The organism is Acinetobacter larvae (genome assembly GCF_001704115.1).
GTDB classification, from domain to species: domain Bacteria; phylum Pseudomonadota; class Gammaproteobacteria; order Pseudomonadales; family Moraxellaceae; genus Acinetobacter; species Acinetobacter larvae.
Genome location: NZ_CP016895.1, coordinates 1,693,736 through 1,706,695 on the forward strand (window position 1 = coordinate 1,693,736; position 12,960 = coordinate 1,706,695).

16 protein-coding genes are annotated in these 12,960 nt (G+C 39.6%); 10 read left to right on the forward strand and 6 right to left on the reverse strand.

The window, feature by feature from the left end:
- Positions 1-164: 164 nt before the first annotated feature.
- A complete protein-coding gene (locus tag BFG52_RS17060) occupies positions 165-671 on the reverse strand; it encodes a hypothetical protein (protein WP_067554232.1) in 507 nt (168 codons plus the stop codon).
- 27 nt (positions 672-698) lie between these two features.
- Positions 699-950, reverse strand: a complete 252-nt coding sequence (locus BFG52_RS07580; protein ID WP_067554234.1) for an Arc family DNA-binding protein — start codon at positions 948-950, stop codon at positions 699-701.
- A gap of 106 nt (positions 951-1,056) precedes the next feature.
- On the opposite strand from BFG52_RS07580, the gene BFG52_RS16595 reads away from it, so the two are divergent.
- The gene (locus BFG52_RS16595; RefSeq protein WP_071890097.1) at positions 1,057-1,209 is read left to right on the forward strand and encodes a toxin-antitoxin system HicB family antitoxin; all 153 of its coding nucleotides are present in this window, start codon (positions 1,057-1,059) and stop codon (positions 1,207-1,209) included.
- Between the two features lie 74 nt (positions 1,210-1,283).
- A complete protein-coding gene (locus tag BFG52_RS07585; protein ID WP_081408757.1) occupies positions 1,284-2,174 on the forward strand; it encodes a phage antirepressor N-terminal domain-containing protein in 891 nt (296 codons plus the stop codon).
- Positions 2,175-2,247: 73 nt separating this feature from the next.
- On the opposite strand, the gene BFG52_RS07590 is transcribed toward BFG52_RS07585, so the two are convergent.
- On the reverse strand, positions 2,248-3,552 hold the full coding sequence (locus BFG52_RS07590; protein ID WP_067553729.1) for an IS4 family transposase: 1,305 nt from the start codon (positions 3,550-3,552) through the stop codon (positions 2,248-2,250).
- Between the two features lie 174 nt (positions 3,553-3,726).
- On the opposite strand from BFG52_RS07590, the gene BFG52_RS07595 reads away from it, so the two are divergent.
- Positions 3,727-4,338 (forward strand): porin family protein, encoded by a 612-nt coding sequence (locus tag BFG52_RS07595; protein ID WP_067554241.1) that lies wholly within the window; start codon positions 3,727-3,729, stop codon positions 4,336-4,338.
- An 82-nt stretch (positions 4,339-4,420) separates the two neighbouring features.
- Entirely contained in the window at positions 4,421-4,849 is a 429-nt protein-coding gene (locus BFG52_RS07600) for a hypothetical protein (RefSeq protein ID WP_067554243.1), read from the forward strand.
- Positions 4,850-4,867: 18 nt separating this feature from the next.
- Here the strand turns inward: BFG52_RS07600 and BFG52_RS07605 are convergent, their stop codons facing one another.
- The 3 genes from BFG52_RS07605 to BFG52_RS16995 all read right to left on the reverse strand — a co-directional run bounded on the left by BFG52_RS07605 (position 4,868) and on the right by BFG52_RS16995 (position 6,702).
- The gene (locus BFG52_RS07605) at positions 4,868-5,659 is read right to left on the reverse strand and encodes a BRO-N domain-containing protein (protein ID WP_067554246.1); all 792 of its coding nucleotides are present in this window, start codon (positions 5,657-5,659) and stop codon (positions 4,868-4,870) included.
- An 84-nt stretch (positions 5,660-5,743) separates the two neighbouring features.
- Positions 5,744-6,541, reverse strand: coding sequence for an ORF6N domain-containing protein (locus BFG52_RS07610; protein ID WP_067554250.1), 798 nt, complete (start codon positions 6,539-6,541; stop codon positions 5,744-5,746).
- Positions 6,538-6,702: a DNA-binding protein gene (locus BFG52_RS16995; protein WP_099092628.1), complete on the reverse strand. Its 165-nt coding sequence runs from the start codon at positions 6,700-6,702 to the stop codon at positions 6,538-6,540. The genes BFG52_RS07610 and BFG52_RS16995 overlap by 4 nt, the downstream gene beginning before the upstream one ends.
- Positions 6,703-6,789: 87 nt before the next feature.
- On the opposite strand from BFG52_RS16995, the gene BFG52_RS17275 reads away from it, so the two are divergent.
- The 6 genes from BFG52_RS17275 (at position 6,790) to BFG52_RS17065 (ending at position 12,953) form a co-directional block, all read left to right on the forward strand.
- Positions 6,790-7,350 carry an Arc family DNA-binding protein gene (locus BFG52_RS17275; RefSeq protein ID WP_228703816.1) on the forward strand — a complete coding sequence of 187 codons (561 nt, stop codon included), beginning with the start codon at positions 6,790-6,792 and terminating at the stop codon, positions 7,348-7,350.
- A gap of 114 nt (positions 7,351-7,464) precedes the next feature.
- Positions 7,465-7,803, forward strand: coding sequence for a hypothetical protein (locus tag BFG52_RS07620; RefSeq protein WP_067554255.1), 339 nt, complete (start codon positions 7,465-7,467; stop codon positions 7,801-7,803).
- A 57-nt stretch (positions 7,804-7,860) separates the two neighbouring features.
- Positions 7,861-8,208 (forward strand): hypothetical protein, encoded by a 348-nt coding sequence (locus BFG52_RS07625; RefSeq protein WP_067554258.1) that lies wholly within the window; start codon positions 7,861-7,863, stop codon positions 8,206-8,208.
- Between the two features lie 81 nt (positions 8,209-8,289).
- Positions 8,290-12,135, forward strand: coding sequence for a tape measure protein (locus BFG52_RS07630; protein WP_067554261.1), 3,846 nt, complete (start codon positions 8,290-8,292; stop codon positions 12,133-12,135).
- Positions 12,136-12,216: 81 nt separating this feature from the next.
- Positions 12,217-12,660 (forward strand): Sbal_3080 family lipoprotein, encoded by a 444-nt coding sequence (locus tag BFG52_RS07635; RefSeq protein ID WP_067554264.1) that lies wholly within the window; start codon positions 12,217-12,219, stop codon positions 12,658-12,660.
- 119 nt (positions 12,661-12,779) lie between these two features.
- Positions 12,780-12,953, forward strand: a complete 174-nt coding sequence (locus BFG52_RS17065; RefSeq protein WP_157758082.1) for a hypothetical protein — start codon at positions 12,780-12,782, stop codon at positions 12,951-12,953.
- Positions 12,954-12,960 lie beyond the last annotated feature (7 nt).

The window sequence follows — 12,960 nt, forward strand, 5'->3', positions numbered from 1 at the left end:
AGGAGTAACAATGAAACTAGAGAATATCGTGTTAGTCGAAAATCGTCTGCATGATAATTCGACACAGATCTATTTTGAAGATATACCTTATGATGGCGATGAGTTTTTCGTACCTGTTGGAAATCACATAAATCCGATTGGGTATTTAAAGTTTAAACAAATTGCTAAGAAAGGCTGCTTTGAATTATGCGAATTAGTGTCTCAAGATTATCCCAACCCAAGTCCACAATTTTCGTTGTCAGGTGTTTTATACTCTCGGCAGAAAGCGATCGAAGCCCATCAATCAATTTACGCTTATCAGCAGGTGGTAAATCTGTTGCCATGATTTTAGATTCAAGTAAAAGCTTCAACTGATCTGCTTCAAATTTTATTGTGACAACCCCTAGAATTGCCGACAGTCCACCATCATCAGCAAGAAAATCTAATCCCTTTTGGTTAATGGTTGGTGTTTGAAATTGAAAAGATCTATTACCCTTGTCATCAAGGCTTCGGGAGATATTTACACTGGTGTGCTCAACCAATCCGTGCTGCATTAGATAATAAAGATTTGCTACAGCTATACAGTACTCCTCTGTGCCAAAATCATACTCCTCATCAAATTTATAATGGTTTGGATATGAGCTCTCCATCTTTTTCAATAATTCTAATTGCAGCTGTCGATCTAAAATCATGAAACGTCCGTGTTGATTAGTAGTGTTTTACTTTTCTTGGTTTTTTAAAAGATCTGTGATCATTTGAAAGTATTTACGATTACTCTCCATGCTTTGATTTAGCATTTTTCTAAGATCATCAACTTCCCATGAGTTTGAATCTGTATTTTTAAAGCTTTCTTCTAATCGATAAACAGCTTCCGCCGTTATGGTTCTACCATTCTCCAGCGCAGCTTTTTCAATTTTTTCCTTAAGTTCCATTGGAACGCGAAGGTTCATTTGCGGATCGTTGCGAGCCATGGTGAATCCAAAATCTAACACTCGTTAGATATTATTGCATCACAGTGCTTTACATCAATAAAGCACTGTGCTTTAATGTGATCACGGTGCTTTATTTGAGGTTGAAATGGCAAGAACTGATACTCAGGTTGCGATACGTGTGCCACCTGAACTTCATAAACAACTTAAAGAGAAATCTTTAAAAGAAGAGCGTTCAATGAATTACTTGATTAATAAGGCAATTGAACTTTTATTGAAACCAGAGAGTGCGAAAGCATGAAACCAGCAGACAACAAAAAAGCCCATGATCTTGGCGGACAGGGCTTAATTGATGTCAACATAAAGGAAAATATTATGACAACTATGAGTCTACAACAAATCACAGTGCCTTTCCATAATGCTGAACTATATTTGGTTGAACATGATGGGCAACCTTATGTCCCCATGCGCTCAATTGTGCAGGGCATTGGGTTGGATTGGAAAAGTCAGTTTGTTAAGCTAAAACAGCGATTTTCGACCTGCGTGGTGGAAATCACCATGCAGATATTAGGAGACGATCAGGCACGTTCTCACACTTGCTTACTTCTGCGAAAACTACCAGCGTGGCTTTATTCAATTCACGCAAACAAAGTAAAACCAGAACTTCGAGATACTGTAATTAAGTACCAAGAGGAATGCGACGATGTGCTCTGGGATTATTGGACAAAGGGGCAAGCGATCAACAAGCGCCAGTCAATCACCCCTGAACAACAGGCGTCACTACAGGCAATTGTAGCGCGCCGTTCAGGTGGAGAGCGCAAAGCAATGGCTGAAATGTGGGCTCGGCATAATCAGCATTTCAAGATTGCAAAGTACAGTCAGCTTCTATCAATCCATTTTCCCGAAGCTATCAGTTATCTTGAAACAATGGAGATCAAAGCAAAACCTGAGCAGCAATTAAGCATGGTAGTATTTGAAGACAAAGCAACTTATGAGCTTGTGCGAAAATTGACTGAAGCAGTTATTCTTGAAAATGATGAAATCGTGCCTTTGTTATCTGCTATAAAGATTATAGATGAGAGGAAGTATGCATTTTATGCGCATCGAGTAGTGTGTGCGAATGAAGCAGCAAGAAAAGTGAGTAGAGCGCTTGATTTTAGAAATGGCTTGGGCGAGCCTTTGATTGACCAATCTTGCAGAGTAATTGCTCTTTCAACAGGTCAGCGGTTCGTGGCTCGACCGAACTGGTTTAACTGCGAAGCTTAATTTTTTGATTCAGCAACCCTTAAATTTTAAGCCTATGTAAAGCAAAAGCCGCCTTATAGCTAATGCCAGTCAGTTAAGGCTTGACTGGCATTTTTTTCGGATATTTTTTAGGTTTGCCTTTCACTACCCTTGGGCAACTTCTCTGCCTTCTTTCAGGGATAATGAACATGGCTGACTGATCCAATAAACGAGCTAAATGCTTTGGAAGGTTCCCTGCTGATTCTAAGGGTGTATGTCTTAATATATTGATAATGGCTATTGAGGCAATATGAAAGCTAATTCTTAATGGGCTTATATTTTGCGTTTGAGCCATAACCTTTATTTGTCTTCTCAACACATTGTAAGCAATCAATACCCCCCATAATTCTTGATAAACCAATTCAGGTTGCTTGCTTCTTAAATTCAGTCCGTCCTGTAAATCGCTCTTTATCTCTCGATAACACATCTCTATTTCCCAACGCTGAATGTATAGATCAGCTAAATCTTTCATTGGGTAAAGCTTTGAATCTAATAGTGATGTTATGTAACGTCGAGTTCGACCTTGGTGCTGAACTTCAATCAGACGTGCTTCCCAGAACTGACCTAATTCAGGATTTAACTTTTGCGCTCTTGGTGAAATTGGCATACGAACCAAGAAATCTTGCTTTGAGTTTTTCGAAATAAGTTCATAACGTAAGTTATCTTTGGCGCGCATTAACCAATGGCTATTTACACCTGTAGATTGCCAATGAATCAGAAAATCTGCAGAGAAATACGCTCGATCAAACAAAGTAATGCTTTGATCAGGAACGAGTAACTCTTTTGCTAATGTGAGTTCACCTTTGCCCATATCCCCAATTTGAGCATCGATAATTTCATGTGTATTGGTATTGATGAGGCAAGTCGCCCGCACTTGGGGCCAAGGGGCTACTTCTGTTTTACCTTTAGATGAACCAAAGTGAGCAAAGTTTTCAGGGGTATGTGGCATTAACCAAACCACGCCATCAACTGCACAGACATTTAACTCATGGAAAGTTGCGTATTGAGAGAATGATTCTTTAGACCATGATTGACTCAATTGATTAAAGAGCACTTTTAATGGCTCTAAACCTAGGCGCTGTCTAGCTTGAACAGATGCACTTGGGGCACACGGAGGTTGAGATCCAAAGACTAATTGTAATTGCTCGACAACAAACCAAATGGGCTGATTTCGAAATAAAGCAAGTCCTATCACAAGCCAGACGACATGTTCGGCAGGCAACTTTCTTTTTCGGATTGAAGCTTTTCCTGTTTCGGATAAGCTTTTTTCAATCCAGTCATGATCAATAAGTTCACTAAACTTATCTAGGCTAGGTATTGATTGTTGCAAGACTGAATCTATATTTTGAGCAAAAGACATAAAAAATGAGCGTAATTTGATACGCTCATTTTTACTATATTTTAGACTTTTTGTCTTAACTGATCAGCATTAGCCTTATAGCGGTTTTTGCTTTTATAATTTAGTCTAATAAATCTTATAGTTATCTTTATTCTTTGTTATCATGTTTACGCAATTTAACAAAGCAGAAATATTATGAATAAATTATTTGTTGCCATATTGGCTAGTTTCGCTATTTGCTCAAATGCACAGGCTGGAAACCTATCACCAAAGTCGGTATTTGCAGAATACTCCTATCAAAAGGGTGATTTTGAGAATGATAATGGGGTTGATATGAATGGTTTTGGTATTGGACTTTCATCTTCACCGCAAGCAAGCGGTTGGTGGGGTAAGTTTGAATATCAGAGCAATAGTGATTTTGATGGCGATTATTACGAAGTTTCAGGCGGTGGTCATTATAACTTTTTGAGCAATGATCGCTTTTATGCACTTGGTACGGTTGGTTTGGGGGTTGGTGTATTGGATGTTGATAGTTTTGATAATACATCTTACATTACGATTCCCTTAGGGTTGGAAGCTGGGGTTAATTTAAATAAAAACTTTTCTGTTTACGGCGGTGTTGGGTACAAGTGGGCTTTTGATGTAAGTAATAATGATAAAACTCGTTGTAATGACGGCTCAACAAGCAATAGTTCTGGATCCGGATCTTGTTCTCATCATGGTGGGGTGAACTATTATTACGCTTCGAATAGTATAGGTGATTTTGATGGCGTCACCTATAAGGCAGGCTTGCGTTATAATTTTTAAATAGCACAATAAAAACCACCCAAAGGTGGTTTTTTATCACCCAATTAACGATAATGATCTCATTGTTTAAATTGGGGTTATTATGAAAAAGATAGCTTTATTCTTTTTAATTTTGCTTAATCAGCCTGTGTGGGCGGCTCCAACTTTCCTTCTAGAGTGGGACAGCAAAGGAGAAGCCTCCTCAGTAAATGGTGTTACTTACCTTGGGTGGGATAATGATCCCAGTTGCACCGCTGATATTTTTATAGATGAAATTAAGTCTTTTAACTATACAGCTTATGATGGGAACGTGGAGATTATCACAAAAAACAATCACTCCCCAGATGGATTATTTATTTACAAAAAAGACCTGAAAGGGTTGAATTTTGATGGAAATAACCACCTGTCAACACTCTTAAAAACTAAGGAGAAAGTTGTTTTTATTGGTGAGAAATGCGGATCTGGTGGTTATTTCAACATAGGAAGCATAATTAAATTGAGCGAGATTAATAAGGCAAGCAAAGCACCCTAGGGTGCTTTTTTGTTGGGGTTACGCTAGTTCCTCAAAACCATCATACATATTCGTACCTGCTGGGTTTCGCTGAAGTAAGGACATACATCCCTCATTGAAGACTAAAGGCAACTTGGATTGTAAATACTGATCTGCCTCAAATGCTGACTTTTTCATATCGTCAAGCCACTTGCTGAGTGTGCCCTCCGAATCGCCGCGATTTAAAAGCAGTCTTTTAATAAGTTTTGTTTCACATTCACGGCGAACTTCAATATAAGGCTCAATGATGTTTAAAATGCGTTGAAACTCTTGCGCCATCGCTGGTAAGTGTTCGACTTCAAACTTGGCAGGGCTAGGTACGCCAGTGACATGGCGTAGCGAGTGATAGACAGCATTTGTAAATGATCTCTTATGATCCAAATATCCAGCACAGCACCAAATAAGACGCTTTAAATTCAGCATATCGTTGTTGTTGATATAGTTGCGCTTTTCAATAGGTTTAGGGGCTTCATATTTGCCAGTTTTACGGATAGCTGGTAAAACTTCAGAGGTTACCCATTTTTTGAATCTTTTTGCTTCAGGTTTTCGACTTTTTAAAATCGCTGAATAGAGACCAGATTCGTTGATGATAGATAAATCTTGGCTTCCAGAGGGGGTACGCAGATTGTGCGTACCCTTTTCATCATCATCTAAGAAACGAGTCATGTCGCTTGCCATACGATAATCTAAAGCATTTGCAACATCTGTAGCAACAAACCAAAGCTCGCCGTTTATATCAATGATACGGATGTCGTGTTGATCATGAAAAGTGAATTGTGTTAGATTAGCCATGTTGACTTTCCTTTAAGTTGTTGACATCAATTAAGCCCTCGCCGTGCAAAGTCTGGGCTTTTTTGTTGTCTGAGATATTCATAATTATGCTCGAAAGATACTATTTAATTTGATGCCATAAACTGCTTGCCACGCATCTTTAGGGTAAGTTTTTACTGATCCGTAATTAGCATCATAAATATCTTTGATTTTCTTGCCGTTATCCTGGCACCATTTTTTTAGAGTGCGCCAGTTGAACTTTTCACCAGTTACAGTCTCAACAGCTTTAATTGAAGCGTAGTTTTTGGATTCGCCCAGTTGCTCTTTTAGTTTTTCAGCTTCACGACTTTTTGCTGATGCAGTTGCCATTGCGGTAGCTTCACGGCGTTTACCGATTTCAGCTTTAGTTGCTACAGCATGGTCACGTTCCTGTTGTGCAATTTGCTTTGCTTTGTATTCAGCAGCCCAAGCAATAGCAGCCTCGGCAGGATCAGCGAAGTTTGGCAGGGTTAAGTCATTCTGCTGTGATTGCTTTTTAAAATTAAAGTAGCAGTCTTCAAGTTGTTCAAATACATTCCAAGACTGATCAGTGTCTAAAATCTTGGCATGTCGTGCTGCACCTTTTTCAGTCCAGAGCATTAGTCGTGCTGTATGTTTTGGAACATGGTGAATACCAGTTACCATGTTCTTAAAAGCTTTGAGTTCAGCGCCTTCAACTTTAAAATAGTGCTTACCTTCAATAAATCGACTGGTGTTATTTGAGAAGTTCTTTTTTACATTATCGGTCTCAGTGCCATAAAAATCTGCCAACTGCTCAGTAGTCATAACAGGTACAGATTGATACTCAATAATTGATGTTTGCTTGTCGGCGATACAGACAGGGGTGTTAATTAATGCATTCATACTGCTGCTCCTTGAATTTGTTTATAAAGTTTAATCGCCTGATTAACTATAAAGTTAATCGAGCGATCGTGTTTATTTGCGTGTTGTTTAAGCCATTCATGATCATTGGGATCAATGACTCTAATCTTCATTTGTGGGTGAGCAATTGTTTCGGTAGACATGTTTAATCTCCAATGAACCACAGTGGTTCATTTGAATTAAAACTGAACCACGGTGGTTCTATTGTCAATACCCCACGGTGGTATAAAATGAATATTATTTTGTGGTATATGGTTGTAATTTATATGAGCAGAGTAGATCCCCAGTTAAAGCTTAGATTGCCGCTGGAATTGAAAGATAAAATTACTGAATCAGCAGCAAGTCTTGGTCGATCTATAAATGCTGATGTTGTGGCAAGACTGGAACAAAGTTTTGATCAAGCTGGTGTTGAGTTGCGTCAAAATGAAATGATAATTGATAAGGATCTATATAAAGAGCTTATAGGGATGCGTAAGGATTTATTAAAAATGTCAAAACTTATATATGACGGATTTGCTCCAAAATTTGAAGAGATAAAAATATTGCCCTATTCAAAACCCACCAACAAGGCTATCGCAGTTGGTGACACAATTAAGTTAAATTTCACATTCGGGGAATCAAATAATAGTAGATTTGGCAATTTTAGTGTTCTTGAATATGATGGCGAGATAGGCATTGCCGAACTGATTGGGGTTACATTGGATATAAACTATTTTGAAGATTATGAGGATAGAATTGGTTCAAAATATAAATTCAAAAAAAATGATGTAGTTGATGTTAAAAAGAAGTAATTTAAAACCCACTTTCTGAACCGCCCTCAAAAATTGGCTTCCAGTCCAGTTTGAAGGGTGGTTTTTTTACGCTCATTTGTTGATAATGATCTCATTGTTTAAATAGAGATTATTATGAGAAAGGTATTGTTAATCGCCGTTGGGTTGGCTTTGGTGGGGTGTGGGCAGTCTGAGGCAGAAAAAGCTAAGTCTAAAAAAGAAATGACAGAGATTAAGGTTAATCGAATCGGCAAGGAGCGAGTAATTGCTAAACTTAAGGATGGTGGATCTGCGAAATTTCAAAATCAAGTAGCATTTTGCGGTGAAGTTAATGCAAAAAATAGTTTTGGTGCATATACGGGATTTAAGCGATATATAGCTGCTAGTGATGAGTTGGTAGTTATGGAGGATAATATGGATCCAAAAGAGTTTGATGACGCATGGAGGGAGTATTGCGTTAGTTATGCCAAATAGTTTTAATTAATTAAGACCCGCAAATTGCGGGTTTTTTTATGCCTAAAGGAAAGTGAAATGAAAGATAAATCAAAGTGGTTTGTGTATAAACAGAGCAATGGTAAACAGGTAGGCTGCTTTCGATTGAAGCCATTTAGCAATATAGAGTGTTCTAAGGCTTTAGGCATGCTTATGTTACGAAAAAACATCTTGGGAATAGAGGGAACTGGATTTTACCAAGAGTTTATTAAGATCATTGCTGAGCATGTCATTCAGGACTGGGAAAATATCACTCTGCAATTTACTGATAAGCATGGTTTTGAAACAGAAAAATATACACCTGAAAACGCATATCAATTAATGGCATGTGGGGATATTGGAACAGAATTAGCTGTCTGGATTATAGATAAGGCAAAAAGTATTTAACTGCTAACCACTAATACAACTTTTTACACTCAACTACAGGGCTCGTTTTTACGAGCTTTTTTATTACCTAGAGGAACCGAAATGGCAGAACAAGTATCTGGTTTATTGATAAGAATTGATGCTGTTGAGGCAAAAAAAGAAGCGCTTAAGCTCAATCAGCAATTAGTAAATATGACAACATACGGCGATCGTGCTGGGAAATCTGCTGAGAATCTCGGTGGCTCACTTAGAACAGCAAGTAGTGCTGCCAAAGAGCTCCTTAAATATACAGCAACACTTATTACAATTGATAAGGCCGTCAGCATGGCTGATGGGTATGTTCAAATGGCCGCCCAAATAAGAAATGCTACAACTAGTGCCGCAGAATACGATAAGGTTCAAAAGCATTTACTTGAAACAGCTAATACTACTTATCGCTCCCTTAAGGAGGCTCAGCAAGTATATTTAGATGTGGGAGGCTCCCTTAAAGCGTATGGATACACAACCGAACAGGCTTTAAGGATCACTGATAGCTTATCGTTTAGTTTTACGCACAATGCTACAGCTGCGGATAAAGCAGCAACTGCTACAAACGCATTTATGGCAAGTGTCTACAGCGGTCAGGCGACTGGTGAGCAGTTTAGATCAATACTTTCCGCCATACCAAGTATTGTTGATGACTTATCAACAAGCATGGAAAAGTCGAAAGATATTATTTTAACAATGGGTAATGCTGGTCAAATTACAAGAGAGCAATTAACTCGTGCTTTTGACGAAAGTCGGGAAAAAAGTGAGCAATTAGCGAACAATATGGAAAACAGTCTTGCAGATGGTTTGACAGCTCTCTCTAACTCATTGACTGTATTTCTTGGAAATATAAACCAATCAACTGGAGCTACAAATTCAGCAGCAGCAGCATTGGGTATCTTGGGTGAAAATATAGATAAAGTGGCAATCTTAGGGGGTGTTGCAGCATCGATTTATGCTGGTCGCCTAGCTGCTGCGTTTGTAGTGTCTGCACAAAAAGCAGCATGGAATACTGCCGCTTTGATTACACAAACGGGGGCAATGATTGGCGCAAAAACAGCAGCAAACAACCTGTATCTTGCGCTCGGTGGTCCTGTAGGTTTGACAGTGGCTGTTGTTGGTGCTGCCGCATCAATATATTCACTAAGAGACGCAGCAAAAGAAACTACCCCAGTGCTAGAAAAACAAGCAAAAGAGGTTAAGGATCTGGTTGCCGAGTATGACAAATTGGACGAAGCTCAAAAAAGACAGGCATTGCGAGAGCAAATAGCAGATGTCCAAGAGTTAAGTGAGGCTCATAAAAAGCAATATCTAGCATTAACTGGTCTTGGTCGTGTTGTTATCAATAACACAGACCTAACTTTAAAAGATCGAGATGCAGCAAAGTCTCTTTATGATCAATATATAAATGGCAAGATCAGCGCAGAGCAATTTGCATCTGGTTTAAATAAACTAAATTCAGTTAATAAGGATCTTAAAGAAAGTATTGATAAGCAGGCAAACGCTACATCTTTAGCAAATAAAGCTTATGAAAAAGCTATTCAGCTTCGTGATTTGTTTCTAGGGCGCTCTAAAGATACTGTCAATTCTCATGATAATGAGACGGCGGCGCTACAACGTAAAAAGAAAGCATTGGATGATCTTAATCAAAGTAGCGAGCAGCAAAATGCCAAAAATGAATTATGGCTACGGAATGTTAAGGCTGCTGGTGGTGGGCAAAAAGGGCTTGATTGGGGCAACTTTATGGAGTCATGGCGTAGCCGCAACAACATTGCGTCAGACACTCATTTGAGCGATGAACAGCTCAAAATTGCATACAAAGAATATAATCTTGAGCAAGCGCGAAAGAAAGTTCAGGATGATATTACAAAATCCATTCAAGCGCAGAACAGCGAACTCAACAAGCAAGCCAAACTGACTAAAAACCTTGGTAATGGTCTAGTGAGTAACTCACACTTAAAAGGATTACCAATCAAAAGCCGTGAGTCCATTGCTGGCGGTAGTGTTCGCGGTTATACAGCGGAATTTGCTCAAATTCTTGGTAAAGAATTGAAAAGCTCAATCAATACTTTCACAGGGTTTAATGACAAGTTTCATAAGGGTAAAGGGGGTAGACATCCGCAAGGTCAGGCATTTGATATTCGTCTAAACGGCGGTTCCGATAGTGCAAAAGTAAACGCTCAAATTAAAGCATTAGCTGATAAATATGGCTACGTTGTGAAAACTTTAGATGAATATAAGAATCCATCTAAACACGCAACAGGTGGACATATGCATGTTAGTGTGACAGGGCGTAAAAAGGGGCAAGCTGGAGCGGTTGCTGACTTGGATATTTATGATGAGATTCAACGCCGTGAAGATGCTCAAGCCAATCAACGCATTCAACTCGCACTTGCCGTCGCGGATGAAAAAACGCGCATTGAGGCTCGATTGCAAGAAGATATTAAGGAAATCAGCCAAGCTGGCTTTTCGCCTGAGGAGACCGCTAAATTAATCGCTCAATATCGCGAACGTGCTGATGCTGAGATTGCTTTAGCTGAATATGCATTGCAGACAAAACTTGATGACTATAAAGATTTTCAGCGTTCAGAATCTGAATTGCTTGAAAAGAGTTTTATGCAGAAGAAGTTTTACGCCGCAAATGATATTGAGTTGAGTAAAGAAGAACGGCAAAAAGCCGTATCGCTTCTTGATGAGCAGTTAAAGCGAGAACAGGCTTTGCTTGAAATGGCAAAAGAGCAACGCCTATTTCAAATCCGATCTCAATTCATGTCTGAAGCGCAGGCAATGCAAGAGCGCTACAGACTCGAAGAGGCTGAACTGGTCAATATCAACGATCTGCAGGAGCGAAACTTTCAGCGCGCAATGATCCGCTTAAAGCAAGAGGAGGAAACTAGAAAGCGCATGAATGATGCTGCCATGGCTTGGGATCAGGTGCAGGCACAGATGCGTAACTCCAGTGGAATGATGCAAGTTGAACAGGATCGGTTTAGCAGGCTGGATGCATCGCAGAATGTATTTGATTCACAGATGGTAGCTGTTGATAACGGCGAACAAGGTGCATTACAACGCATTCAAGATCAATTGAATCAAGAGCTCATTACTCAGCAAGAGTTTGAGGACCAGAAGACATTGATTTTACAGACGGCGCTGCAAACACGGCAAGCTATCTATGATGAGCACGTGGCTAGACAGGCTGAGGTTGAAAAAGCATATCAAAAGGATTCGCTCAATCTTCAATTAACGCAGGCGCAGGAAACACTTGGTACTTGGGCTGGTTTGTTTGGCGATATGATGGGGGAGCAGTCTACCGCATACAAAGCTATGTTTGCTTTAGAGAAAGGTTTTGCTGTTGCTAAGGCAATGATGGCTATCCCTGAATCTTATTCAAAAGCATACAATGCTGTAGTTGGTATCCCTTATGTTGGTCCATACATGGCGCCAGTTATGGGGGCTGCGGCTGCGGCAGCTCAGGTTGCACAAGCTGCAAGCATCAAGAAAACCAATTTATCTGGCTTCTCATCCGGTGGATTCACTGGCTACGGCGGTAAATACGATCCTGCGGGTATCGTCCATCGCGGTGAAGTGGTCTGGTCGCAGGATGACATTAAGCGATGGGGTGGCGTCAGCAATGTCGAGTCTATGCGAACAAGCAACCCAAACCGCGAGATTCAGCAATCCAAGGCTATTCGAGAAAATCAGTCTGCGAGTAGCACGACCGTACAACCTAAAATCATCATCAATACACCACCTGGCACCTATGCTGAAACCAGTACAGGAGCTGACGGCGCGATAACGATTGATGTTGTACGGCGTGAGGCGCGAGATGCTGTTAAGCAGTCATGGGATCGGGTCGGGCAATCCAATTCGCATGAGTCTAAGCAAGTTCGTCAAAACTTCGATGTAAAACCTCGCCGTTAAATTTTATGAAGATTAGCCACTTAGGTGGCTTTTTTCTTACTATGTTGATATTTTACATGCACTAAATACAGGTGATTAAAAATGAAAAATATCTTTTTATTTGGGGTTTTAGGGTTGGCTTTAGTTGGATGTACAAGCATTCAGGTTAACAATACAAGTGGTTTTAACCCAACCTCTATACAGCAAGTTTGTATTGTTGATAACCCTAAAGTAATTATTAAAGACTTCAATTACTTGACAGAAAAAAGTTTCGGTCGCTACAACATTCAAGCAAGAACAATTAAAGATACTGATGATCAGAGCCAATGCCAAACCATCTTACATTACACAGCTCTTAGAAGCTGGGATCTTGCACCATACATGGTTTCGGCTCAATTTAATCTCATTCAGGATGGGCGCCAAGTATCTGAAGCCTCATTTAGATTAAAGGGGAATGGAGGGTTAGCACTTAATAAATGGCGTAGTACAGAAACCAAGATCAATGAATTGGTTGACCAGTTACTTGGAAAAACGGAACCAAAATAAAAATCTTTAATTCGTAGAAGCCTCACACCAGTGGGGCTTTTTAATACCCAAAGAAAAACCCCGATGCGGCAAACATCGGGGTTTTTTGTATCTACCCAGAGGAGGATAAACAAGAATCTATGAATAAATATTCTAACATCAAACCCAATATTAGCATAGAGGGAAAAATGAGCAGTAAAGATGCAGGAAAAGTTGCAATCATTATGGCTTGGGGAAAGTCTATATCATTGGTGATAGGTAGTTTTGCAGGATCGATCATTGCAATAACTGGACTATTTAAATATATGGCTTAAATCATGA